Annotated in this window: 24 protein-coding genes; 10 read left to right on the top strand and 14 right to left on the bottom strand. The window is 38.2% G+C overall.

What is annotated here, in order from left to right; genetic code table 11:
- Nucleotides 1-14: 14 nt before the first annotated feature.
- Both rsmI and ACN0TV_RS12550 read right to left on the bottom strand, forming a co-directional pair.
- Entirely contained in the window at nucleotides 15-686 is a 672-nt protein-coding gene (rsmI, locus tag ACN0TV_RS12555; RefSeq protein ID WP_417363267.1) for a 16S rRNA (cytidine(1402)-2'-O)-methyltransferase, read from the bottom strand.
- A gap of 72 nt (nucleotides 687-758) precedes the next feature.
- A complete protein-coding gene (locus ACN0TV_RS12550; protein ID WP_417363266.1) occupies nucleotides 759-1,481 on the bottom strand; it encodes a hypothetical protein in 723 nt (240 codons plus the stop codon).
- Nucleotides 1,482-1,843: 362 nt separating this feature from the next.
- On the opposite strand from ACN0TV_RS12550, the gene ACN0TV_RS12545 reads away from it, so the two are divergent.
- From ACN0TV_RS12545 to ACN0TV_RS12515, 7 genes are all read left to right on the top strand, one after another.
- Nucleotides 1,844-2,524, top strand: coding sequence for a thymidine kinase (locus tag ACN0TV_RS12545; RefSeq protein ID WP_417363265.1), 681 nt, complete (start codon nucleotides 1,844-1,846; stop codon nucleotides 2,522-2,524).
- The gene (gene alr / locus ACN0TV_RS12540) at nucleotides 2,490-3,596 is read left to right on the top strand and encodes an alanine racemase (RefSeq protein ID WP_417363264.1); all 1,107 of its coding nucleotides are present in this window, start codon (nucleotides 2,490-2,492) and stop codon (nucleotides 3,594-3,596) included. The genes ACN0TV_RS12545 and alr overlap by 35 nt, the downstream gene beginning before the upstream one ends.
- A 230-nt stretch (nucleotides 3,597-3,826) precedes the next feature.
- On the top strand, nucleotides 3,827-4,249 hold the full coding sequence (gene mscL, locus ACN0TV_RS12535) for a large-conductance mechanosensitive channel protein MscL (protein ID WP_417363263.1): 423 nt from the start codon (nucleotides 3,827-3,829) through the stop codon (nucleotides 4,247-4,249).
- 209 nt (nucleotides 4,250-4,458) lie between these two features.
- Nucleotides 4,459-5,448: an aspartate-semialdehyde dehydrogenase gene (locus ACN0TV_RS12530; RefSeq protein ID WP_417363262.1), complete on the top strand. Its 990-nt coding sequence runs from the start codon at nucleotides 4,459-4,461 to the stop codon at nucleotides 5,446-5,448.
- A gap of 101 nt (nucleotides 5,449-5,549) precedes the next feature.
- Nucleotides 5,550-7,697: a prolyl oligopeptidase family serine peptidase gene (locus tag ACN0TV_RS12525; protein ID WP_417363261.1), complete on the top strand. Its 2,148-nt coding sequence runs from the start codon at nucleotides 5,550-5,552 to the stop codon at nucleotides 7,695-7,697.
- Nucleotides 7,698-7,709: 12 nt separating this feature from the next.
- A complete protein-coding gene (locus tag ACN0TV_RS12520) occupies nucleotides 7,710-9,260 on the top strand; it encodes a M20/M25/M40 family metallo-hydrolase (RefSeq protein ID WP_417363260.1) in 1,551 nt (516 codons plus the stop codon).
- 78 nt (nucleotides 9,261-9,338) lie between these two features.
- Nucleotides 9,339-9,884, top strand: a complete 546-nt coding sequence (locus ACN0TV_RS12515) for a DUF1697 domain-containing protein (protein ID WP_417363259.1) — start codon at nucleotides 9,339-9,341, stop codon at nucleotides 9,882-9,884.
- Nucleotides 9,885-9,908: 24 nt separating this feature from the next.
- Here ACN0TV_RS12515 and ACN0TV_RS12510 read toward each other — a convergent pair whose 3' ends face one another.
- Together ACN0TV_RS12510 and ACN0TV_RS12505 are read right to left on the bottom strand one after the other, a co-directional pair.
- Nucleotides 9,909-12,041 carry a cation:proton antiporter gene (locus ACN0TV_RS12510; protein ID WP_417363258.1) on the bottom strand — a complete coding sequence of 711 codons (2,133 nt, stop codon included), beginning with the start codon at nucleotides 12,039-12,041 and terminating at the stop codon, nucleotides 9,909-9,911.
- A gap of 92 nt (nucleotides 12,042-12,133) precedes the next feature.
- Complete coding sequence (locus tag ACN0TV_RS12505) at nucleotides 12,134-12,697, bottom strand: helix-turn-helix domain-containing protein (RefSeq protein ID WP_417363257.1); 564 nt, start codon at nucleotides 12,695-12,697, stop codon at nucleotides 12,134-12,136.
- Nucleotides 12,698-13,144: 447 nt separating this feature from the next.
- Between ACN0TV_RS12505 and ACN0TV_RS12500 the strand changes: the two genes are divergently transcribed.
- Entirely contained in the window at nucleotides 13,145-14,095 is a 951-nt protein-coding gene (locus tag ACN0TV_RS12500; RefSeq protein ID WP_417363256.1) for an ABC transporter ATP-binding protein, read from the top strand.
- Between the two features lie 76 nt (nucleotides 14,096-14,171).
- On the opposite strand, the gene ACN0TV_RS12495 is transcribed toward ACN0TV_RS12500, so the two are convergent.
- From ACN0TV_RS12495 to pdxA, 9 genes are all read right to left on the bottom strand, one after another.
- Nucleotides 14,172-14,711 carry a DUF5004 domain-containing protein gene (locus ACN0TV_RS12495; RefSeq protein ID WP_417363255.1) on the bottom strand — a complete coding sequence of 180 codons (540 nt, stop codon included), beginning with the start codon at nucleotides 14,709-14,711 and terminating at the stop codon, nucleotides 14,172-14,174.
- Between the two features lie 163 nt (nucleotides 14,712-14,874).
- Complete coding sequence (gene mtgA, locus ACN0TV_RS12490) at nucleotides 14,875-15,579, bottom strand: monofunctional biosynthetic peptidoglycan transglycosylase (protein WP_417363254.1); 705 nt, start codon at nucleotides 15,577-15,579, stop codon at nucleotides 14,875-14,877.
- Nucleotides 15,572-16,708 carry an NAD(P)/FAD-dependent oxidoreductase gene (locus ACN0TV_RS12485; protein WP_417363253.1) on the bottom strand — a complete coding sequence of 379 codons (1,137 nt, stop codon included), beginning with the start codon at nucleotides 16,706-16,708 and terminating at the stop codon, nucleotides 15,572-15,574. The genes mtgA and ACN0TV_RS12485 overlap by 8 nt, the downstream gene beginning before the upstream one ends.
- A gap of 102 nt (nucleotides 16,709-16,810) precedes the next feature.
- The gene (accC, locus tag ACN0TV_RS12480) at nucleotides 16,811-18,169 is read right to left on the bottom strand and encodes an acetyl-CoA carboxylase biotin carboxylase subunit (RefSeq protein ID WP_417363252.1); all 1,359 of its coding nucleotides are present in this window, start codon (nucleotides 18,167-18,169) and stop codon (nucleotides 16,811-16,813) included.
- Between the two features lie 86 nt (nucleotides 18,170-18,255).
- Complete coding sequence (gene accB, locus ACN0TV_RS12475) at nucleotides 18,256-18,747, bottom strand: acetyl-CoA carboxylase biotin carboxyl carrier protein (protein WP_417363251.1); 492 nt, start codon at nucleotides 18,745-18,747, stop codon at nucleotides 18,256-18,258.
- Between the two features lie 34 nt (nucleotides 18,748-18,781).
- Nucleotides 18,782-19,777, bottom strand: a complete 996-nt coding sequence (locus tag ACN0TV_RS12470) for a beta-ketoacyl-ACP synthase III (RefSeq protein WP_417363250.1) — start codon at nucleotides 19,775-19,777, stop codon at nucleotides 18,782-18,784.
- Between the two features lie 177 nt (nucleotides 19,778-19,954).
- Nucleotides 19,955-20,152, bottom strand: a complete 198-nt coding sequence (gene rpmF, locus ACN0TV_RS12465) for a 50S ribosomal protein L32 (RefSeq protein ID WP_417363249.1) — start codon at nucleotides 20,150-20,152, stop codon at nucleotides 19,955-19,957.
- Between the two features lie 9 nt (nucleotides 20,153-20,161).
- Entirely contained in the window at nucleotides 20,162-20,698 is a 537-nt protein-coding gene (locus ACN0TV_RS12460) for a YceD family protein (RefSeq protein WP_417363248.1), read from the bottom strand.
- A 100-nt stretch (nucleotides 20,699-20,798) separates the two neighbouring features.
- Complete coding sequence (gene pdxA / locus ACN0TV_RS12455) at nucleotides 20,799-21,845, bottom strand: 4-hydroxythreonine-4-phosphate dehydrogenase PdxA (protein WP_417363247.1); 1,047 nt, start codon at nucleotides 21,843-21,845, stop codon at nucleotides 20,799-20,801.
- Between the two features lie 137 nt (nucleotides 21,846-21,982).
- Between pdxA and ACN0TV_RS12450 the strand changes: the two genes are divergently transcribed.
- Nucleotides 21,983-22,573, top strand: coding sequence for a riboflavin synthase (locus tag ACN0TV_RS12450; RefSeq protein WP_417363246.1), 591 nt, complete (start codon nucleotides 21,983-21,985; stop codon nucleotides 22,571-22,573).
- 187 nt (nucleotides 22,574-22,760) lie between these two features.
- Nucleotides 22,761-23,153 (top strand): DUF1508 domain-containing protein, encoded by a 393-nt coding sequence (locus ACN0TV_RS12445; RefSeq protein ID WP_417363245.1) that lies wholly within the window; start codon nucleotides 22,761-22,763, stop codon nucleotides 23,151-23,153.
- A 60-nt stretch (nucleotides 23,154-23,213) separates the two neighbouring features.
- Here ACN0TV_RS12445 and ACN0TV_RS12440 read toward each other — a convergent pair whose 3' ends face one another.
- Entirely contained in the window at nucleotides 23,214-25,163 is a 1,950-nt protein-coding gene (locus tag ACN0TV_RS12440; RefSeq protein ID WP_417363244.1) for a M1 family metallopeptidase, read from the bottom strand.
- Nucleotides 25,164-25,237 lie beyond the last annotated feature (74 nt).

Here is a 25,237-nt window from a genome sequence, read left to right as displayed (position 1 = left end):
ACAATTGTACATTTTTAAGATTTTCCTGCTACCACAATCACAAACTCTCCTCGTGGAGCCACTTGCCCAAAATGCTCTAGTAGCTGAGTTACTGTCCCTCTAATGGTTTGTTCGTGAAGTTTGGTAAGCTCTCTTGATACCGAAAGTTGTCGATCTGCCCCAAAATAGGTTAAAAAATCACCCAAGGTTTTTAAAATCTTATGAGGAGACTCGTAAAATATCATAGTGCGAGTTTCCTCTTCCAAAAACTTTAGGCGCGTTTGACGACCCTTTTTAACCGGCAAGAAGCCTTCAAAAATAAATCGATCGTTTGGCAATCCACTGTTTACAAGTGCTGGAACAAATGCCGTGGCTCCTGGTAAACATTCAACATCAATATTATTTTCCACACATGCCCTGCTGAGCAAAAAACCAGGATCAGATATTGCGGGTGTTCCTGCATCACTTATTAAAGCCACAGTAAGTCCCCCTAAAATACGGTTTACCAAATTGGGAACCGTTTTGTGTTCATTGTGCATATGATGGCTTTGCATGGGCGTTTGAACTTCAAGATGTTTCAATAATTTTCCACTGGTACGTGTATCCTCTGCAAGAATTAAATCAACCTCCTTGAGTATTCGAATTGCCCTTAGTGTAATGTCTTCTAAATTTCCAATAGGGGTTGGAACAATGTAAAGTTTTGCCATATCGCACTTTTAAAGACTACAAAATTCAATAATTTTGAGGACTTTTCTCTTAAAATTTTTGGTATCGATAAATTATGAGAACTTCTGTTCTATTATGGTCATAAAGCGTGTCTCATAAGCTTCTTTACCTTCCCAATGATTGTAATCCGGTTTTACCATAGAGTCGATAAACTGCTGGGCGTTTTCAAAAGAATCGATGGTATTGATTTGAGACACCACTCTTACATAATCCTCACTGCTGTCATTAAAGAGGTGCTTTATAAAGGCTATTTTGTCGTTTAGACCAATTTTGAATCCGCCCTGAGCCGAGAATTCTCTAGGAGTTGAGACATTATTAGCGATAATGGTATCCACTTCCGAAGACTTTGGTGTCACAGATTCCGAATCTCTCTTGACAAATGTTGGCTGAGGAAGTATACCCGCCAATAAGTCTTCCAAGGTTTCTTCTTCTGGCATTTCATCCACCAAATCCTTGATAGTTTCCATGACTGGTGTCATAATATCCTCTTCATCAGCGTTGGGATTCGATTCCGGAACATCAGTATTTCCCCTTAGCACCTCATTGGCCATGATTTCAAACCGATCCGCAATTTCGTGTTTATTCTCACTAGTCTGTAACTCTCCAAAATAAGTTTCAACATACTTTAAAAGTGTTAGTTTTTCATAAAGTTTTTGTGCCTGGGCATGTAAAACAAGAACATCCCCCGCACCTTGTTTGTTCAACACCCTCTGCGCTAACAACTTCAATTCTTCTTCCAATTGCTTTTTCATCATTTCTATTTTAAACGATTCCACGATCAAATTACTTTGCCTTAAACCACAATGATTAGGACGGTTAAAAGATAGCCATTTTTTTAATAATAGTCCGTTTAAATTCTCTTAAAAAACTTTAGACAAATTCTAAAATTACAGCTAAAACACTGGCTTACAAGATGCACCATACAGATAAGGAATTCATCTCAAAACCTCTTCTCGACATCATTAAAAAAAAGACCGAGAATTTAGCATTACCCCCTTGAGGGTTAATGATTTGAAAAAACAGCAATTTGTTGATATTATTTATTTTAATCCGCAGTCCAAAAAAATTAATTATGTAAGTTTGTTTGACGTATGCTAAAGCGAAATTTTCCTTTTGAATACCCCAAGAATATTACAACATGTTTCTAGAGAATACTGTAAATCATAAAGAACAATTTGGATGGATAGAAGTTATCTGCGGCTCCATGTTTTCTGGCAAGACTGAGGAATTGATTCGTCGTTTGAAACGTGCACAGTTTGCCAAACAAAAAGTCGAGATCTTTAAACCTAGTGTTGACAACCGTTACGATGATCAAATGGTGATTTCACACGACGCGAATGAAATTCGATCAACCCCTGTCCCTGCAGCAGCCAATATCAGACTATTGGCAGATGACTGTGATGTGGTTGGTATTGATGAAGCTCAATTTTTTGATGAGGAAATTGTTTCAGTATGTAATGATCTGGCGAACAAAGGGGTTAGAGTTGTAGTCGCTGGCTTGGATATGGATTTTAAAGGAAATCCTTTTGGCCCCATACCGGCACTAATGGCTACAGCTGAATATGTTACGAAGGTACATGCTGTATGCACCAGAACTGGGAATTTGGCCAATTACAGCTTTAGAAAATCTTCCAATGAAAATTTGGTGTTACTAGGAGAAACCGAAGAGTACGAACCATTGAGCAGAGCTGCATACTTTAAAGCCATGCTCAGAGAAAAATTGAATAAAATGGAAGTCAAAGATGTGGTAGAGGTGACCGACCGCATTAAAAAAAATAAAGAGGATGACGAAAATTCAGGAAACAACACTGGAAATTAACCTGCCTTCACTTAAAGCCAATTACCACCATTTACGTTCAAAACTAAGTCCACAAACCAAATTCATGGCCGTAGTCAAAGCATTTGCCTATGGAAGCGATGCCAGTGAATTAGCATTGTATTTGGAAAAATTAGGTGTAGACTATTTTGCCGTTGCTTATACGAAAGAAGGCATCAAACTAAGGGAAGACGGAGTAAAATCACCTATCGTGGTACTACATCCACTTCAGGTTCACTTCAAGGATATTATCAAATATCAACTACAGCCTAGCATCTATAGTTTTTCAGTTTTGGGTTCCTTTTTAAGGGCCTCAGAAGATCAAGAGCACTATCCTATACACTTGAAGTTTAATACGGGATTAAACCGTTTAGGCTTTAATGCCGATGATCTTGAGCAGTTATTAGAGCAATTGAACATACAGGAGCAGCTTAAAGTGGCATCCGTATTTTCACATCTAGGCGCATCTGAAGATTTAAATGAAAAAAGCTTTAGTCTTGGACAAATTGATGCGTTTAAGAAAATTAAAAATGAAATTACATCAAGGCTGCCCTACAAACCTTTATTTCACCTGTTAAATACCTCTGGAATATTAAACTACAGAGACCTGGCAGAATTCGATATGGTCCGTAGTGGAATCGGCTTGTACGGTTTTGGAAATGATCCGCGATTTGATGACACTTTAAAACCAATAGCTAGCCTAAAAAGTGTTATATCACAAATACATCATTTACAACCCGGGGAAAGTGTCGGATACAACAAAGGTCATATCGCTGACAGAGTCATGACTACAGCCACCATTCCAATAGGACATGCCGATGGTATATCACGGCAATTCGGGAAGGGGAAAGGGTTTCTTACCCTAAAAGGAACGAAATGCCCTATTGTGGGTAATGTCTGTATGGATATGCTGATGATCGATGTTAGCGGATTGGAATGTCAAGAAGGCGATGAAGTCATCATTTTTGGGGAACACCCCACTGCTGCTGAGTTTGCGAGTACTGCCTCTACAATTTCATATGAGCTTATCACTGCGATATCACAGCGAATTACAAGAAAGATAATATCCAAATAGCTGCTTTTCCATCTCAACATGAGGAAAATCGTCATTATCATTGTAAGTATACTAGGAGGAGAAGGGACAAAATAATCTATTATTTTTAAAATTAAATTGTATATTCGTGATACTCAGGTATTACTTTTAAGAATATATTATTAGTTTTTCATTACACCAAAATGGGACTATAATTCGATTTTTAAGAGTACTAAACAAAAACTAATTTATAAATTTTAAGTTCAAAAGCTATGGGATTTTTAAAAGATTTTAAGTCGTTTTTACTTAAAGGCGACATTGTCAATTTGGCCACTGCGGTAATTGTCGGCGGGGCTTTCGGTAAAATTGTAACCTCCATTACAAATGACATTTTAATGCCTCCGATAGGTCTCCTTTTGGGTGGTGTGAATTTCGATGATTTAAAATATGTTCTAAAAGACGCTGTCATTGACGGTGAAACTGTGGTCTCTGAAGCTGTCAGTATCAATTACGGATCTTTTACCCAAACCGTTATTGATTTTGTTATCATCGGTTTCTGTATTTTCATGGTGTTAAAGGCTTATGAAAAATCTCAAAAGAAAAAAGAAGAAGCCCCTGCGGCACCTGCTGGACCGTCAACTGAAGATCTACTTGCTGAAATTCGTGATGAACTGAAAAAACAAAATACGAAATAGTAAGGAATCCCTCATCAACGAGGAGCTACCGCTACACAATTAATACAAATAAAACCACGTTTAACCGCGTGGTTATTTTTTTATTATTCAACTTTTATAACATTTTGTTACAAAAATATATTTTGTACTATTTTATCCAATAATGACGTGAATATTAATTACTTTTGTACTTGATTATTTACCAGATTAAGACATCAAAATTATTTAAAATGAAAATAGCAGTTGTAGGAGCTACCGGAATGGTAGGCGAAGTAATGCTTAAAGTTCTAAAGGAACGTAATTTTCCTGTTGATGAATTATTGTTAGTTGCCTCCCCTCGTTCTGTAGGTAAGCAATTAGAATTTAATGGCAAAAATTACACGGTTATCGGTCTTCAAGATGCAGTCGATGCTAGACCAGATATTGCCATCTTTTCCGCTGGAGGAGGTACTTCACTAGAGTGGGCTCCCAAATTCGCTGAAGTAGGCTCAACCGTGATTGACAATTCTTCAGCATGGAGAATGGATCCTACCAAAAAATTGGTGGTTCCAGAGATTAATGCAAGTGAATTGACTAAGGAAGATAAAATTATAGCAAACCCTAATTGTTCTACCATACAATTGGTAATGGCGTTGGCTCCGCTACACGAGAAATACAAAATGAAAAGGGTAGTTGTTTCTACCTATCAAAGTATATCTGGTACTGGCGTAAAGGCCGTTAAACAGCTGGAAAACGAACTTGCAGGTGTCCAAGGTGAAATGGCGTATCCTTATCCTATTAATAAAAATGCATTACCACATTGTGATGTTTTTGAGGACAATGGATATACCAAGGAAGAAATGAAGCTCGCTAATGAGCCTCAAAAAATATTTAATGATCATTCCTTTGCAATTTCTGCAACAGCAGTTCGTATTCCTACCTCCGGAGGACACTCCGAGGCAGTGAACGTACAATTTGAAAATGACTTTACACTCACCGATGTTCGCAGATTATTAAATGAGACACCAGGAGTAGTCCTTCAGGACAATCCAGACACCAATACCTATCCAATGCCTATTTACGCACATGATAAGGATGATGTGTTTGTCGGTAGAATCCGAAGAGACGAATCACAGCCCAACACCTTAAATATGTGGGTTGTAGCAGACAATTTAAGAAAAGGTGCTGCCACCAATGCAGTACAAATCGCGGAATATCTGGTTGAAAACAAACTGGTTTAAGACTGATTGACCAAAAATATGTTAAATTAAGCCCTTGGATAGCCATATTCAAGGGCTTTTTCATTATTTTAAGCGCTGCTAATTATAATCAAAATCTCAACATGAAAAAATTAATCGCTTTTGCGGTGGTTACTGGTATTCTACAATCATGTGAAACCACACCAACTAAAAATTCAAATCCTTTGAAATATCCTATTACAAAAAAGGTCGATACAGTGGATACTTATTTTGGCACTGCAATAAAAGACCCCTACAGATGGTTAGAAGATGACCGTTCTGAAGAAACAGCCCAATGGGTTAAAGCGGAGAATGAAGTTACCTTCAATTATCTGGATAAGATCCCTTTTCGGGATCAATTAAAACAACGTTTAGAAACCCTATGGAATTACGAAAAAATTAGTGCCCCTTTCATAGAAGGTGATTACACCTACTACTATAAAAATGATGGGTTACAAAATCAAAGTGTACTATATCGCAAAAAAGACGATCAAGATCAGGAGGAAATTTTTCTAGATCCAAATACCTTCTCCAAAGATGGTACCACTTCCTTAGGCGGACTTAGCTTTTCCAAAAGCGGTAATCTAGCAGCCTATTCCATCTCTGAAGGTGGAAGTGATTGGCGAAAAATCATCGTTTTAGATGCAGTAACCAATACAATCGTAGAAGACACCCTTGTGGATGTAAAATTTAGTGGCGTTTCGTGGAAAGCAGACCAAGGATTCTATTATTCCAGCTATGATAAGCCAAAAGGAAGTGAGCTTTCAGCAAAGACCGACCAACACAAGCTGTACTATCACAAACTTGGCACCTCACAGTCCGATGATAAACTAATCTTCGGAGGTACCGAGGAGGAAAAACATCGTTACGTAGGTGGAAGTGTTACTGAAGACGATCACTATCTGATTATAAGTGCTTCAGTTTCAACCTCAGGAAACAAATTATTCATAAAGGATCTTACTAAGGAAAATGCGCCTCTAACCCCTATAATGGAGACGACTGAAAGCGACACCTATGTTCTTGAAAACGTAGGCTCTAAACTATACTTGGTTTCCAATTTGAACGCACCTAACGGCAAAATAGTAACCGTTGACGCATCAAATCCAAGTCCAGAAAACTGGGAAGACTTTATTGCGGAAACAGAGCACGTACTAAGTCCAAGAACTGGATCTGGTTATATTTTTGCCGAATATATGATTGATGCGGTATCCAAGGTTAAACAATATAAGTATGACGGTACCTTAGTTCGAGAAGTGGAGTTACCTGGACTTGGAAGTATTGGAGGATTTTCTGGAAAGAAGGAAGCCAAAGAGCTTTATTATTCATTTACCAATTACAACACCCCTGGAACGACCTATGCCTTTAATCCAGAAACTGGAGCTTCAGAAGTTTATTGGAAACCTGCGATCGACTTTAAATCAGACGAGTATACATCAGAACAGGTCTTTTACAACTCCAAAGACGGCACAAAGGTTCCTATGATCATTACGTATAAAAAAGGACTTGAGCTCAATGGTAAGAATCCGACCATTTTATATGGTTATGGTGGGTTTAACATTAGCCTGACACCGTCCTTTAGCACCCCAATGGCTGTATGGATGGAACAAGGTGGCGTTTATGCAGTACCCAATCTTAGAGGTGGTGGAGAATACGGTAAACAATGGCATGATGCTGGTACACAATTAAAGAAACAAAATGTTTTTGACGACTTTATAGCCGCAGGTGAATACCTTATTGAAAAAGGATATACCTCCTCAGATTATTTAGCCGTTCGTGGAGGATCCAATGGAGGGTTGCTAGTGGGCGCCACCATGACCCAACGACCAGATCTCATCAAGGTAGCACTTCCTGCAGTAGGAGTATTAGATATGCTTCGCTATCACACCTTCACCGCTGGTGCAGGTTGGGCGTATGACTATGGTACCTCACATGACAACAAAGAAATGTTTGAATATCTCCTGGGTTATTCTCCTGTACATAATGTTAAGGCCGGTGTAGAATATCCAGCAACTCTGATTACTACCGGGGATCATGATGATCGTGTTGTTCCTGCACATAGCTTCAAATTTGCCGCAGAACTGCAGGAAAAACAGAACGGTGATAATCCAGTGCTTATTCGAATAGAGACCAATGCCGGACATGGCGCTGGTACTCCTGTGAGTAAGACAATTGAACAATATGCCGATATTTTCGGATTTACCCTTTACAATATGGGGTATACCATCTTGCCGACTGAAAAACTTAAAAACTAAAACAAGTATATCATGAATTTTAAAATTACATGTGCTGCAGTACTCTTCTCAATTACTGCACTTGTACAAGCACAAACTCAAAAAGAAATAGTAGACGCCCTTGTTAAAGAGGCCTCTGAAAATTCACAACTGGAAGAACTTGCTTATGAGCTACTAGAAGGTATAGGTCCTCGTCTAGTAGGAACGCCTCAGATGCAACAAGCACATTCTTGGGCTGTAGATAAATTTGATTCCTGGGGTATTACTGCTGAAAATGAGCAGTGGGGCGAATGGAAAGGATGGGAAAGAGGAATAACCCATATCGACATGGTTTACCCTAGAGTAGAAACCATAAATGGAACACAACTTGCATGGAATCCAAGTACCTCAAAGAAAGGGGTTACCGCTGAATTGGTAATTCTTCCAATTGTAGAAAACGCCGCAGCTTTTGAAAATTGGTTGCCTAGCGTTAAAGGAAAAATAGTCATGGTATCCATGAAACAGCCTACAGGAAGACCAGAGGCGAACTGGAAGGAATATGCCACAGAAGAGTCCTTTGAAAAAATGAAAAAAGAAAAGGAAGAGGCTGAAACCAAGTGGCAAGAAAATATGCGAAATACAGGCTATAACAGAAGAACTATCGTCGAAGCTCTAGAAAAAGCAGGAGCGGCAGGGATAGTTCAATCGTATTGGTCAGAAGGTTTTGGTGCTAATAAAATTTTTAGTGCTTACACCAAAAAAATCCCTATGGTTGATGTTTCCTTAGAAGACTATGGAATGCTCTATCGGATGGTGGAACACAACGCAAAACCAAAACTTCGCATAGTTGCTGAGTCCAAAGATTTGGGGATGGTACCAACGTTCAATACTATTGCTACAATTAAAGGAACTGAGAAACCAGAAGAATATGTAATTCTTTCTGCACATTTTGACTCTTGGGATGGAGGAACAGGAGCTACCGATAACGGTACAGGAACCATCACTATGATGGAAGCGGCTCGAATTTTGAAAAAAATATATCCTAACCCTAAAAGAACCATAATTGTTGGACTTTGGGGCAGTGAAGAACAAGGTTTAAACGGTTCTAGAGCCTATGTAGAAGATCATCCTGAAATCGTTGAAAATGTACAGGCCGTATTCAACCAGGATAATGGTACTGGTAGAGTCGTTAACTTGTCAGGACAAGGATTTTTAAATGCCTATGAATACCTAGGAAGCTGGTTAAATGTAGTTCCTGAAGATGTCACTAAGCATATTGAAACTCATTTTCCAGGGACCCCTGCTAGAGGTGGATCAGATTATGCTTCATTTGTAGCTGCCGGAGCTCCGGCGTTCTCTTTGAGTTCACTGAGTTGGGCATACTGGAACTACACTTGGCACACCAATTTAGATACCTATGATAAAATCGTATTTGACGACGTCAGAAACAACGTAATTCTAACAGTGATTCTGACCTATATGGCTAGTGAAGATCCTGATCGTACATCAAGGGTAAAAAGTGTATTGCCTATAGACAGAAGAACTGGAGAGCCTGCGGTTTGGCCAACTCCAAAACAACCAGAGCGTAGAGGGGGCGCAAACTAAACTTCCTTTTAAAAAATTAGATTAAAACTCCAAGAACTTTTCTTGGAGTTTTTTTATTTTTACGGTAATATTTTAATTATGACCAACTTAAACACCCATATTGTATTACTTAGAGGCATCAATGTTGGAGGGCATCGAAAAATTAAAATGGCTGATTTTAAACAACTACTATTAAATAGTGGTTTTCAAAATGTCCAGACCTATATTCAAAGTGGCAATATCCTCTGTAAGAGCGATCAAAAAAAGACAGTAGTGAAGCAGCAAATCGAAAGGCTGATCAAAGAAACCTACGGATTTGAGGTTACCGTTTTAGTCCTGAATTCTTCAGAATTAGAACACATAATCCAAAAAAATCCCTTTGTTCAAAGCCAATTCCCCATAGAAAAACTGTACTGTACCTTGTTGGAAAAAAAGCCTGATTTGGAAGCTCAACGGCTTTTACTAGAATATAACTCTGAAGATGAGGAATTTGTATTCGATGGAGCACTGCTATATTTCTGTTACCATATAGGTTATGGTAAATCCAAAGTGAATAACCCCTTTGTGGAGAAAAAACTAAAAATTCAAGGGACTACCCGCAACTGGAAGACCATGAACAAACTTTTGGAATTGTCTTCAAGCTGAAAAAGAAACTAACCTTTGCAATCTTTACTTTTTTCTAAATATTGTAGCTATGGTTTTACCGATGACATCCAGTTTTTCTATAGCATGTAGCAAGGAAGGATTGGTGAGATCTACCATCCCATCAACGGTAAATGTTGACTGTGAAGGATATACCAATAAGAAATTCATGTCTTTGAAGTGTTTTTCTAGATAGTTCGGAACCTCTGCCATCCCTTCTTGATAAGAGAGCAGATTCTTCCTGCTCAGTACAATTATTAAATTGTCATCTTCTTTTAGTTCATTGGTGAGCTTTCCAAAATCAGCCCAGTTGGAGAAAACTTCAAATTCAATTGCGATAGGATGTTTTAAATGAATTTTCTTAATGAGCTTTATGGTCGACTTAGGTGCATAAAAAATTAAGGGAGCACCAGTATTTAGAGCGATATTCCAAATTCTTGACAACCAGAAGGAGAATCCGCTTTCAAGTTCTGCATTTTCCGGGACAATGATCAGGTGTCGTTTAATAGTCGCAATGGATTGTTGTGGGTTATAAATAAAGGTGGTGATATTGCTTTTTTCTAAGATCCCATTGGTTAGATTCCCTAAAAAACTTCCAGAAACTCCTGTTTTTAAATGAAGACCCAATACAAGATCGGTTATATTTTCTTCTTTAATGACATTGGTTACACCATGGACCAAATCCAAATCATAGCGCAAAATTGTTTTCACGGGAGTGTCCGTAGCCGCTGCACTTATCTGAGCTTTTTCCAAAATTTTCTTACCGTTAATCAAAGTATCGGTTTGATTTGCGTCATTTTTAATAATATTCAAAGCCCTGAGTCCATTGGTGTTGTATTTGGATTTAATGTTGATACTCAAGTCGACAAGCGCATCTATAGTATCGGGATTACTTAAAGGAATTAGAATCCTTTCCTCTACATCACTAGGCTGTTCTTCGGTATGTTCAGATATGGCTATATTTTTAGCCCCTTTTTGGGTCGCAAATGAGGCGATTGTACAGGTCACAAGAATCATTATAATGGTTCCATTTAACACACTGTCATTTAACAAACGAATAGGTTCTCCTTGCGAAGTTTCACCCAAAACAATGTTGTAACCCACAAGTACGGCTGCAAGTGTTGCCGCTGCCTGGGCATTGGTTAGCCCAAAGATGAGTAAGCGCTGATCCTTACTTAGTTTGAAATTCTTTTGAGTGACCCAGGCCGCAAAAAGTTTAGATAGTGTTGCCACCACTGACATGACAACCGCAACGACCAGGGTTTGGGAATTCGTAAAAGCCCTAAAATCAATTAACATTCCTACTCCGATCAGAAAAAAGGGAATAAAAATAGCATTACCGACAAAGTCAATTCTATTCATAAGTGGTGAGGTATGGGGAATAAGCCGATTCAAAGCCAATCCTGCCATAAACGCACCAATGATTGGTTCTATCCCTGCAAGCTGAGAAAGTACGGCCCCTAAAAACACCATGACCAGAACAAAAATGTATTGCGAGACATTATCTTGGTAACGTTTAAAGAACCAACGCCCAATAATTGGAAATATAAAGGTGATCACCAGTGTAAAAACAATAAAAGAAGCTGCCAATTCAAACCAGAAATTATGATCGATATCACCTGTACTCATCCCCACGACAACAGCTAAGACTAAAAGAGCTAATATATTCGTTATGAGTGTACTGCCGACTGAAATATTAACTGACAAATCTTTTGTCACCCCCAATTTACTAACCAAGGGGTAGGTAATTAACGTATGAGAGGCAAACATACTGGCAAGTAGCACTGAAGTCATTAAAGAGAACTCCAAAACATATAGACCTACCAATATTCCAAATATCATAGGAACAAAAAAGCCATACAGGCCCAATAAAGTACTTTTAATAGCGTTTGACCTGAAATCCTTCATGTCAATCTCCAAGCCTGCCAAAAACATAATATACAACAGTCCTACGGTTCCGGATAGTATAATACTGCTGTCCCTTGCAAGTAAATTCAGGCCGAAGGGACCAATGATAACCCCAGCAATGATCATTCCCAATAAATGTGGAAGTCTTAATCGATCGGACACTATAGGGACCAGTAAAATAATTAATAAGATGACTAAAAATTTTAATACCGGGTCTACTAGCGGCAATTGGGTGTTTAATATTGCATCCATGCGCTACGCTTTTGGCTAACTAATATACATAAAAAGTAAAATAACCAACGATGTGAAGCTAGGTATTCGTCTACAAAAACGGATAAAAGGAATTAAACTTCATCCAATGGTTTTCGTTTTTGTTCTTTTATCTGCTTGAAATGGCTTGGGGTAAGGCCAGTTACCTTTTTAAATTGATTGCTCAAATATGCAACACTGGAATAGTTAAGTTGAAAAGCAATTTCGCTTAGGGACAATTCATCATAGACCAGTAATTCTTTCACCCTTTCAATTTTTTGGGCAATAACATACTTTTCAATAGTAGTCCCTTCCACCTCTGAGAAGAGGGTAGACAAGTAACCGTAGTCAAGACGTAGTTTGCTACTGAGCAGCTCGGATAAATTGATTTTAATTTCAGAGTTTTGATGATGAACAACATCGATTATGATGTTTTTTATAGATTCAATAATTCTACTTCTCTTATCATCTATAACCTCAAATCCCAACGGAAGTAATGCTTGTTTGAGTTTATTTTTATCAGTCTCCAATAGCAGACTGTTTAAATCGACTCTGCCCAGGCTGACCGAATTAACATCCAAATTCAACTTTTCCAATTCATTTTGCACCACCATTATGCAACGGTTGCAAACCATGTTTTTAATAAAAATTGAATCCATAAACTTCTAACTTAACCATTTACACAAAGATATAGAATACGAATTACTTTAGTAGCACAATTAACACCATCTGCTCAACTAATATAGCAGATCTAAACAGCAAAATTTGAAGCTCTAAATCTTTTTGTTTAACTTTAAGTCTAATTCTTCATAATTGTAAAACAACAAGCATGAACCCACTCTACAAACCCACTTTTATTTTGCTCTTTTTTTTAGGGACAATCTTAACCGTCGTTAGTATTGTACTGATTTATGTTCTACAAAGTGACACCTTTGGCTTGATCCTACTTGGATTGGGGTTTGTCGTTCATTTCTTCAACCTTCTTCTTTACTACAAAAAAGGGAGGATTTCAAAAGAGTAATTTCTTATAAAAAGCATCTAATTTATAGTGTACATGCCGATATCGAGCCATATTCATTAACTTTGGGTGTCAAAATTGATCGCAAATGCTCAGAGTTCAAAATGTTACTTTTCAGTATGATACCAAAGTAGTTCTCAAAAATATTTCCATGGAATTAAATCCCGGAAAGCAACTCTCCATTATCGGTGAGAGTGGCTCTGGGAAAAGCACACTTTTAAAGATTATATACGGCTTATATCACGTTGAAAAAGGAAAGATTTTTTGGGGTGACACTCGGCTACTTGGACCAAATTTCAATCTTGTCCCTGGTGAAGAGTTTATTAAATATGTAGCACAGGATTATGATCTAATGCCCTTCATTACTGTAGAAGAAAATGTGGGTAAGTACCTTTCTAATTTCTATCCCAGAAAAAAGAGTAAACGTATCGCGGAATTACTTGAACTTGTAGGTTTGACTGCCTATGCTAAAACGAAATCCACTGATCTAAGTGGAGGACAACAACAACGTGTTGCCATTGCAAAAGCGCTCGCACAGGAGCCAAAACTTCTCTTACTTGATGAGCCTTTTTCAAATATAGATAATTTCAAGAAAAACAGTTTGAGACGTGAACTTTTTTCTTATTTGAAATCACAAAACATCAGTTGTATTACAGCCACTCACGACAATATGGATTCCTTGGCTTATGCAGATAAAACCATGGTGTTGAAGGATGGAAAAATAGTATGCGTGGATGATCCTAAAAAATTATACAAAAGCCCTAAAAACAAGTATGTAGCTTCTCTTTTTGGAGAGGTAAATGAGCTCTTCGAAAAGCAGCTCATACCCAATTCAACATCCAATAAAAAAATAGTGTGCTACCCTCATCAATTGGAGTTAACCGAAAATGGTACCCTAAAGGTTAAGGTTAAAAATTCTTATTTTCAAGGGAGCCATTATTTAATAGAAAGTTCCCTGAGATCAAAAACAGTGTTTTTCAATCATCCTGTCGCAATTGAGGCTGATCAAGAGGTGGTTCTAAAATCAAATTTCAGCTAAAAAAGACCGATGCATTCATGAATTAGAACACATCGGCCTTACACAAAACCTAAAACTTGTTTATTGTACTATGATCTTATTCTGTTTCTTCAGCGACTGGTGCTTTGGAATAAGTGAAAGTCACCTCTGCGTCTATTTTGTTCCCAGCTAAATCAGTTATGATTAAATCACTGCTGAAAGAAAAACTAGTCTTTTCTGTATTGAACTCGATGGCTTGAATATTCTCTGAGCAGAAGTAGATCAATCCAAGGGTAGATCCTCCCAACTTCCATGTTCCGGCTATAGATTGAACTGGGTCACAATCCGCAGCGTTCTCACCGCCTTGGATTTCGAAAGATCTATCAGTTTTAAAAATATATTGTTGATCGTTTTGACATTCTGATTGTTGCGCGTAAATGTCAGTGCTTGCATTATCTTCTTCGTCGTCCGTAAGGTCTACTTCTTTATCGGATACAATGGCAGATAAGGTCCATTCCCCTGCAAATGCAGTTTCTTCTGCGCTTAGCGCTCCAATATAATCTGGTGTACAGCTGCTAGTGTCATCATCATTACAACCTACAAACAACCCTGTTAGAGCAGTAAGTAGAACAACTGCCATCAATTTCTGTTTTTTCATTTTTTGCTATTTAGTGTTTATTATACCTAATAGAAGTAAAAACAGTAAAAAGGTTGCGTGAGTAAGAAAAGAATTTTGATCCTTGTGCTTATATCCAACAGATTTGAAGTATTTAGCCATACTTAAATCCTTGGTAAATAATTGGGTATTAATTCCATATTTTTTAATTATTTTTTGAAGGAATTGTCTTTAAATTTAGGGGACCGTAAAAACCCATCTGTTGAAGTATCCATTCTTTTCGTTTTTGAATATAAGAAGTTGCGGGATCTGCCTTCATTTGTAAAGGATTGGGAAGAATGGCAGCAATCGCAGCAGCTTCATATTTAGAAAGCAATGCAGCGTCTTTATGAAACCAGTGCTGAGCAGCGGCCTGGGCTCCGTAGATTCCCTGCCCCATTTCAATGCTGTTTAAATACACCTCCATTATTCTTGGTTTGGACCACAGCATCTCAATTAAAAAAGTAAAATAGGCCTCAAAACCTTTTCGAACCCAGCTTCTTTGTGGCCATAAAAAGACATTTTTTGCAGTCTGTTGACTTATGGTGCTTGCACCCCTAAGACGCTCATCGGTGGAATAATTATCAATAACTTTTTCGATGGCTTCAACGTCAAAACCCCGATGGGAAGTAAATTTTTGGTCCTCGCTGCATATGACTGCAAGTTGCAAATTCTTTGAAATTTTCTCTAAAGGCACCCATTGATGTTTCCACTGAATACCCTCGTCCTGTTGTAATTGTTGAGCACTGCGAATAACCATCAGCGGTGTAGCCGGAACTGCCACCCATTTGTAGAAAAGCACCCAAAGCACTGTCATGGCTACAAACCAAAAAAATAGTTTTAAGAAAAAACGAGTTATCTTTTTAAACATACTTCATTGTTAAATTTGCCAAATCCTCACCTACCTGTGAACCGATAGCTATACCCATTCCTCCGAGTCGAACGCCACAGAACACATTGTCTGCTATTTTTTTAACGATGGGGTGTTTTGAGTTTCCAACACCCATAATACCGCTCCATCTGGAATCTACCTCAACCTCAGTATTGGGTAGAATTACATTCCTAAGGAGTTGATCTAATTTATCCTGAATGACCTTAGTGGTGTCAAATACAGTAGTTTGTTCCGTTTGCATATCTAAATTTCTTCCACCGCCAAGTAAAATTCGATTGTCAATATTTCTGAAGTAATAAAACCCTCTATCCAAATGGAATGTACCTTTGAGGTGCAAGTTTGGGATTGGCTTTGTAATCAATACCTGGGCACGAGCAGGTTTGACATTCTGCTGATCCACAGCCGGCCCATCGTAGAGACCATTGGTCGCTATACAAAGTTTTGTTGATCTGAAATCTAAAAGCGCTGTTTTTATGAGTACATCACCTCCCTTAAGCTCATACCCATTTACATGCAGTCCGTATAAGATGGTAATATCATTCTGTACACACTTTCTATACAAGGCATGCATCATTTTACCTGTATCGAGTTGTCCTTCAAAATCATTGACTAAATAATTGTCGAAAACCCCTTTGAAGGAGAAGTTATTTTTCTGAGTTGTGAAAACCTCTTTATTAAAAATGGGATAGAGCAGTTTGTTGATCTCAGCAAACTTATCCATACATCGCCGGTAAATCTCTGGAGCATCCTTAAGAAACAACTCAAAGCCTTTATGATGCTTATAGCCGATTTGCTGACTTCCTAGCGTCGCTTTTAGCTGTCGCAGCCCCTTATAGCGTTTTTCAACGAGTTCGAGAACTTGGCTCTCTGTATGTGTGTTTAAATCGTCTAAAAGCTCTGAGACGCTTCCAAAACAAGCAAATCCCGCGTTTTTAGTACTAGCACCTTGAGGCAATAGACCTCTTTCAAGGACTACAATAGAGCTCTTTGGAAATTCCGTCCTTAACTTTAAGGCACAATGCAGCCCTACGATACCTGCACCCACAACGGTGAAGTCTACATTAGAAAAATACATTTTCTGCTCCCAATATGAAAGTAAGTTCCCCATATTTTAAAGTTACTAAAATTGGATTGGTATTGTTACTAACGACAAACGGCCTGCAGAAATTGCAAGCCGATGTAGTGTCATTAAGATCATTTTTGAGGAAATCTAATCTTCCTCTTCCACTGGAGGATCCATATGGAAGTCTTCCATGAATTTAGTGGTATAATTTCCCGCTACATAATCCGGATGATCCATAAGTTGTCTGTGGAAAGGAATCGTTGTTTTAATTCCCTCGATGACGAATTCATCTAAGGCACGTTTCATTTTGTTGATTGCCTCCTCACGCGTTTGCGCTGTAGTAATCAATTTGGCAATCATTGAATCGTAGTTTGGTGGGATAGTATATCCGCTGTACACGTGCGTATCTAATCGAATTCCGTGTCCGCCTGGAGCGTGTAGTGTTGTAATTATTCCCGGTGAAGGTCTAAAATCATTATAAGGATCTTCAGCATTGATTCTACACTCGATTGAATGTAGCTTAGGGAAGTAGTTTTTCCCGGAGATTGGAACTCCTGCAGCTACTAAAATCTGTTCACGAATCAAGTCATAATCGATAACCTGTTCAGTGATTGGGTGCTCTACCTGGATACGAGTATTCATTTCCATAAAGTAGAAGTTTCGGTGTTTATCCACTAAAAACTCTACAGTCCCTGCTCCTTCGTATTTAATATATTCTGCAGCTCTTACAGCCGCTTTACCCATTTTTTCACGAAGATCATCAGTCATAAAAGGAGAAGGTGTCTCCTCCGTTAATTTCTGGTGACGCCGTTGTATTGAGCAATCTCTTTCTGATAAGTGACATGCTTTTCCAAATTGATCTCCCACAATTTGAATTTCAATATGTCGTGGTTCTTCAATGAGTTTTTCCATGTACATACCATCATTTCCGAAGGCAGCACCGGCTTCTTGTTTTGCACTCTCGAAGGCTTTCTGAAGTTCTTCTTCTTTCCAAACAGCACGCATCCCTTTTCCACCACCTCCGGCAGTTGCTTTAAGCATCACCGGATAACCCATTTCTTTGGCCAGTTTTCTAGCGTGTTCGATAGAGTCCAACAAACCGTCAGAACCGGGGACTGTAGGAACTCCAGCCTCCTTCATGGTCGATTTAGCTGAGGCCTTATCTCCCATACGATCTATCATTTCAGGGCCAGCACCTATAAATTTAATGCCGTGTTCTTTACAAATTCTTGAAAAATTAGAATTTTCAGATAAGAACCCGTATCCTGGGTGAATGGCATCGGCATTGGTAATTTCTGCCGCCGCTATAATATTTGAGATTTTCAAATAGGAATCTTTGCTTGGAGGAGGTCCTATACAAACAGCCTCATCAGCAAAACGAACGTGCAAACTCTCCTCATCAGCTTTGGAATATACCGCAACGGTTTTAATCCCCATCTCCTTACAAGTTCGAATCACACGAAGTGCAATTTCACCTCTATTTGCAATCAATATTTTTTTAAACATCTCTTGAAACTTTAAATTATCGATTCTAAATTTTAAATCATTTTAAAGGCACTTTTGCCCCTTTAAAAAACAGAATTCAAAATTTCTTATGATGGGTCAACTAAAAATAAAGGTTGATCAAATTCAACAGGAGAAGAATCATCAACCAACACTTTTACAATCTTACCTGAAACCTCAGCTTCAATTTCATTGAACAGTTTCATCGCCTCAATAATACAAAGCACATCACCTTTAGCAATGGTATCACCAACCTCTACAAAATTTGGTTTGTCAGGGGAAGGTCTTCTGTAATAAGTTCCAATAATAGGAGATTTTATAGTAATGTATTTGCTATCCTCTTCTGCCGCTTGTCCTTGTGCAGGTGCTGCATCTGTTGCCGCAGAAGCCTGAGGTGTTACTTGCTGAGTTGGTAACGCCTGATTCACAGGAATTTGTTGAACATAAGTTGTCGTTTCACCTTTTTTGTCCTCTGAACCAGTTTTAATGGTGATTTTCACATCATCCGTCTCAAGCTTCACTTCGCTAGCTCCAGATTTTGCCACGAATTTGATTAAACTTTGAATTTCTTTTAAATCCATGATTGCGTCTTATTAGTTTTGAGTTTTGTGTTTTTTAACTATTATAGGCCCACTTCAAATATATGGAGCCCCAAGTAAAGCCACCCCCAAAGGCAGCAAATATCAAATTATCCCCTTTTTTTAATTGGGTTTCATAATCACTTAATAATAGCGGTAAGGTCGCTGAAGTTGTATTTCCGTAATTTTGAATGTTTATCATTACTTTAGACGGATCCAACCCAACACGGTTAGCCGTAGCCTGAATTATTCTCATATTAGCTTGATGTGGCACTAACCATTGGATTTCATCCTTGGATAGGTTATTTCGAACTAACATCTTTTCAGCTACATCAGCCATATTAGAAACAGCAAATTTAAATACAGTCCTTCCGTCCTGAAATACATAATGTTGTTTGTTCTTGACAGTCTCGAGTGAAGCTGGAAGTATAGAACCACCTGCATCTATTTTCAAAAATTCTCTTCCGATACCGTCACTTCTTAAATATTCATCTTGCAGTCCTAATCCCTCTTCATTTGGTTCAAATAAAACTGCTCCTGCACCGTCTCCAAATATAATACAAGTTGTCCTATCTGTATAATCCAAAATTGAAGACATCTTATCTGCTCCAATCAATAGTATTTTTTTATATCTTCCTGATTCGATATAACTGGCAGCAGTAGACATTCCAAATAGAAAGCTAGAGCACGCTGCCTGAAGATCATATGCAAATGCATTTACTGCACCAATCTCCGTAGCTACATAGGCGGCTGTTGCTGCTACTAGTAAATCGGGGGTAGCAGTAGCGACAATCACCAAATCAATCTCTTTAGGATCTGCTCCACTTTTTTGTAGCAGTTCCTCCGCAGCCTTAATGGCCATAAAAGAAGTACCCTTTCCTTCTTCTTTTAATATGTGCCTTTGTTTGATTCCAGTTCTAGTAGTAATCCACTCATCATTTGTATCAACCATTTCTTCCAACATCTTGTTGGTTAAAATAAAGTCAGGCACATAAGCTCCTACAGCAGTAATAGCTGCTTTAAGTTTACTCATAATTCGCTTAGTTTTTATCAAAAACGTGCAAAAATGCGATCAAAAATTAATCGAAATTACTAATTTTTGTCCGATTAGTGGTGCAAAATAGGGTGTTTTTGATTTATAGAAAAATTTTAAATAAAAAAACTCTCACTTCTCGTGAGAGTTCTAAAGTCTTTTAATTGCAAAACATCATTATGCAACTTCTTCAACTGTGTTATCAATAAGAACCTGACCTCTGTAATAAAGTTTTCCTTCATGCCAGTGCGCTCTATGATAAACATGCTGTTCCCCAGTTGTTGGATCTGTAGCTATTTGAGGAGCAGTCGCCTTGTAATGCGTTCTTCTTTTATCTCTTCTAGTACTAGACTGTTTTCTTTTAGGATGTGCCATTTTTAAATCTTATTTATCCGTTAATAGTTTTCTCAATTGATCCCATCTAGGATCCGTTTCACCGTCTTTATGTTCCTTTTCTTCTTTTGGCTGGAGTTTCTCCAGCTTATCTAATATCTCTGTCGATAGCGTCCCGTCCTTTACACCAGGGTGTATCCTTTTTAAAGGAACGGAAAGTACAATCATTTCATAAATGTATTGTGCTACATTTATCAGATACTCTCCATGTGGAATAATGAGAATTTCTTCATTTTCATCATTGTACTCATCTCCAAATTTTACCACCAAGCTAAGTTTTCCTTTCACCTCCTGGTCATACTCCAAATTGCAAACATCGCAATTCACATTCACATAACCCTGAGCTTCAAAGGACAACTCCAGCAAACTGCTCTTTTTATCCAATATCAATGAGGCCTTTACGTCAGCATCATTGAAATCATCATATTCAAAAGCATCAAAGAACGCTGTTTTGATTTCAAAATCAAACTGGTGTTTCCCTTGTTTCAATCCGACAAAAGGAATATCAAAGTCCTTAAGTTTCTTCATTTTCAACATCAGTTTTTACAAACCTTATCACTTAATAATAAGGCGGGTGCAAAGATATAAATTTTTATTTATGAAAATAATCTTATTAACTTTTTTTTGTTTATAACTTTCCGCTACTCTTTTTAAGTGGGTTTTTGGTTAATTCTTTATACTCTTCTCTATTATTATAAATACGTAATGCCGTGAATACAGCCTCCGCAAAGGAGCTGTGATTTGCCTCACCCTTTCCTGCAATTTCATATGCAGTACCATGATCTGGTGATGTTCTAACCTTAGAAAGGCCCGCCGTATAATTCACTCCTTTTCCAAATGATAGTGTTTTAAAAGGGATTAGTCCCTGGTCGTGATAGGAGGCTAGAATGGCATCAAAATTATGATGTGATCCTGAACCAAAAAAGCTGTCTGCGGCATAAGGACCGTAAATTAATTTTCCTGATTCCTTTAATTTTGCAATGGTCGGTCTTAAAACTTGATCGTCTTCGGTACCGATGACACCATTGTCACCTGTATGTGGGTTTATACCCAGAACCGCTATTTTCGGCTTACGAACTCTAAAATCTTTTATCAGTGATTCATAAATCTTATTGATCTTAGCTTCCACCAATTCAGGAGTAATGGCATCACTAACTTCTTTGACAGGAAGGTGATCGGTAAGCAAGCCAACTTTCAAGTCTTCTGTAACCATAAACATAAGTGCCTGTCCTTCTAACTCCTGTGCCAGATAATCCGTATGTCCGGGAAACTTAAATTCCTCTGATTGAATATTGTGCTTATTAATTGGAGCAGTAACCAAGACATCCACCTCATCATTCTTGAGTGCCTCAACTGCAGCTTTAAGAGATAGCAAAGCATATGTACCACCCTCTTCAGTTTCTTTGCCCGGCTCAATATTCGGGGTTTGTTTCCAAACATTAACGACATTTAGTTTTCCAATTACCGCTTTAGCGGCAGTATCAACTCCATTATATGCTATATTCATCCCAAGCATCTTTCGCTGATAATTAATAACCTTTGTCGAAGCAAAGATCACAGGAGTGCAAAACTCGAGCATTCTAGGGTCTTCAAAGGTTTTAAGTATTACTTCACAGCCTATACCGTTGAGATCTCCTATTGATATTCCCAATCGGATATTTTCACCATTCTTCATCTTTTTGGATGCTTTAGATTTTTTACAAACACTGTTTATTGGCAGTTGTTGCACTATTTAGTAGGTTTGTTATAATAATAACGACCAACACCACAGCGCGATACCTTGAATGCAAATTTAACTAATAATTTATACATATGTTCACCGGAATAATAGAAGAATTGGCAATTGTCACAAAAATAGAGTCTCAAGAGGAGAATCTACTCTTTACTATAAAGAGTGGCATTGCGCATGAATTAAAGATTGACCAAAGTGTGTCCCACAATGGCGTATGCTTAACGGTGACATCAGTCAATGATAATAGTTATACAGTTACTGCTATTAAAGAAACCCTAGATAAGACCGCTATAGGAGGTCTCTCCGTTGGTGAAGTGGTCAATTTAGAACGTGCCATGAAAATGGGCACCAGGCTTGACGGACATATTGTTCAGGGGCATGTCGATCAAATCGGTAAATGCATTGCTATAACAGATGAAAATGGTAGTTGGCGATTTACCTTCGAATACGACCCTTCCTTAAATAATGTCACCATCGAAAAAGGATCTATTACAATTGATGGAACAAGTTTAACCGTAGTTGATTCCAAGGAAAGTCAATTCAGTGTCGCTATTATTCCCTACACCTACGACCACACTCGATTCAAAGATTATCGAGTGGGTAGTATCGTTAATTTAGAATTCGATGTGATCGGGAAATATGTTTCTCGACTAATGAAAATTAAGGAATAGCATAGCTAGGTCGGGGGGACACCTTAAAGTCCACTATCCACAAATATCATAAACCATCCTCAGCTATCCACTTTTTTTAGTTGAATTACAGTTTTTTTAGTTTAAAAGTGATGCGGCCAAAATTATGATGCACTGTATCTAATTAATTTTAGCTTTGTATTCTTAAAACTAAAAATTAGTTGAACCTATGGGAATGTTTGTTATTAGCAAACGACAAAACGGAAATTATAAATTTGTGTTCACTTCCAGAAAAGGAAAAACAATTTTCACCAGTATCGCTCTCAAAAAAAAGCAGGACTGCGAATCTATGATTACTGGCTTGGCTGAGCATATTCACCAATTCAGTTTCAGGAAAAAATCAACCCCTTCTGGCAAACATTACTTCAGACTTATCAAGGATGGTTTTGTACTTGCCACAAGTCGTAAATATTCCACTCCATTAATGCTTAGTAAAGGAATCGATGAAATTTTAAAATACCTCCCGGAGGCAGAGACCTTGGATTTTTCAGAAAATGACGATGTCTTTAAGGAAGAAGACTCCTTGGTTAGCGAATCCAACAAGGGCTATAAAGAACAATAGACCGTCTGATCAGAATCAGACAGTCTATTGCTACAAAATCTTTAATTTTATATAATCCTTCTAGTCGTAGAAAGAAGTTCCCGGCCAAGAATCATTGGAAGGGTTAACATCTGGTAATATTTTATCCGGATCAATTTCAATGCTTTTTGGTAGCACCTCAGTTTCAAGTATAAAGCTCCATGTGTCTCCACGTTGCCATATTTCAACTGGTAATGTTTTTTCCTCAACAGTACCATCACGATGCGTAATTTTCATTTTAACCGGCATTGGGATATCTCCCTTATTTTCGACGGTCACCATGAAAGCATCCTTTTCTGGAGTCTGACGAATTCCTACAACTGCAAGGTCAATGTTTCCTGTACCGTAGAACCAGTTCTTAAAGAACCACGAAAGATTTTCTCCAGCTACATTTTCCATATGATTAAAGAAATCTGCTGGTTGTGGGTGTTTATACGCCCATGCTTCTATATAAGATTTGAACGCAATATCAAAGCGCTCCTTCCCTAAAATATATTCTCTAAGTAACAGTAAACCAATACCTGGTTTACGATATGCTATCATTCCAAGATTTCTCAAATTTGCAACATCTGGATAGGTATCAATCCCTTCTCTTGTATCGTTTTGAAACCAAGAAATCATATTTCTAGTTTTAGACAATGATGCTGGATATTCTCCAAAATCCACTGTGCTATAGTAGTTGATAAATGTGTTGAAACCTTCATCCATCCATGGGTATCTTCTCTCATTAGAACCGACAATCATAGGGAACCAATTGTGCCCGAATTCGTGGTCCGTAACTCCCCAAAGTCTTGCCCCAGCACTTTTCCAGCTACAAAAGTTAAGACCGGGATATTCCATTCCTCCGACATTTGCAGCTACGTTAGTGGCCACTTTATATGGGTATTCATACCATCTATTCGAATAGTTCTCTATGGAGTGTTTTGAGTATTCTGTGGAGCGACCCCAAGCCTCATCACCACTACTTTCAATAGGGTAAGCCGATTGAGCTAAAGCTTTTGCCCCGCTTGGAAGGTCTATTTTTGCTGCATCCCAGATAAATGCTTTTGAACTACCAAAGGCAACATCTCTGGAATTTTTCATTATAAAGTGCCAGGTTAAGGTTCCGCTTTGCTTCGCTCTTATCGATTTGTCATTAACTTCCTCCGGTTTTACAATAAAAACAGTCTCGTCACTCTTACGTGCTTTCTCCATACGCTCTGTCATCACTGAAGACATGACTTGATTGGCATTGACTAACTCTCCGGACCCTACTACGATATGATCGTAAGGTGCCGTAATTTGGTAATCGAAATTACCATATTCAAGGTAAAATTCACCTGCTCCTAAATAAGGCTCAACGTTCCAACCTTCAATATCATCGTAAACCGCTGCTCTTGGATACCATTGTGCCATGGCATAAATGGTCCCATTTTCAGTGTCTACTCTACCCATTCTATCCATTCCTCGCTCTGGGATATTAAATTTAAAATCCATAGAGACAGTTGCTTTTCCACCATTAGGCTGTATCGGTTTTTTAAACCACACCTGCATTCTGGTATCGCTTACGATATGTTTATCAGATACTGTACGCTGAGTTTTTGCTTCTAGGTTTGATATTTCATACCCCCCATCAACTTCTCCGTTGTAGCGGTTTCCTTCAATTGGAGTAGTTAGAGTTCCTCTTGAATCTGCAGTGAACCGGTTTTGATCCATTTGCAACCAAATAAAAGGTAAGGCATCTGGACTATTATTTGTGTAAGTAATTGTAATTTCACCGGTTAATGTATGTGCTTTATCATCAAGACTTGCCTTAATGACATAATCTACTTGATTTTGCCAGTAATCCGGTCCTGGGACCCCAGAGGCGGAACGATAGCGATTCCCTGAACGGTCCATAAACTCACTAAATTCCTCCTGATTTCGTTCTACCACTTGAGCAATGGCAGCATTCGTGAATGCAAGGAAAAGAAATAAGAATATCCCTCCTTGATACCTTTTTGTGTTCATCATATGTACTCTATTAAAATTAGCCTGAAAATAAATTCTTAACCTACAAATCTAATGAACGTTATGTTGTATGGCAA

Source organism: Galbibacter sp. (assembly GCF_048266365.1).
In the GTDB taxonomy this organism is placed as follows: domain Bacteria; phylum Bacteroidota; class Bacteroidia; order Flavobacteriales; family Flavobacteriaceae; genus Galbibacter.
Note: the sequence above shows the minus strand (reverse complement) of the source record. Positions and strands in the feature narration are given on the sequence as shown.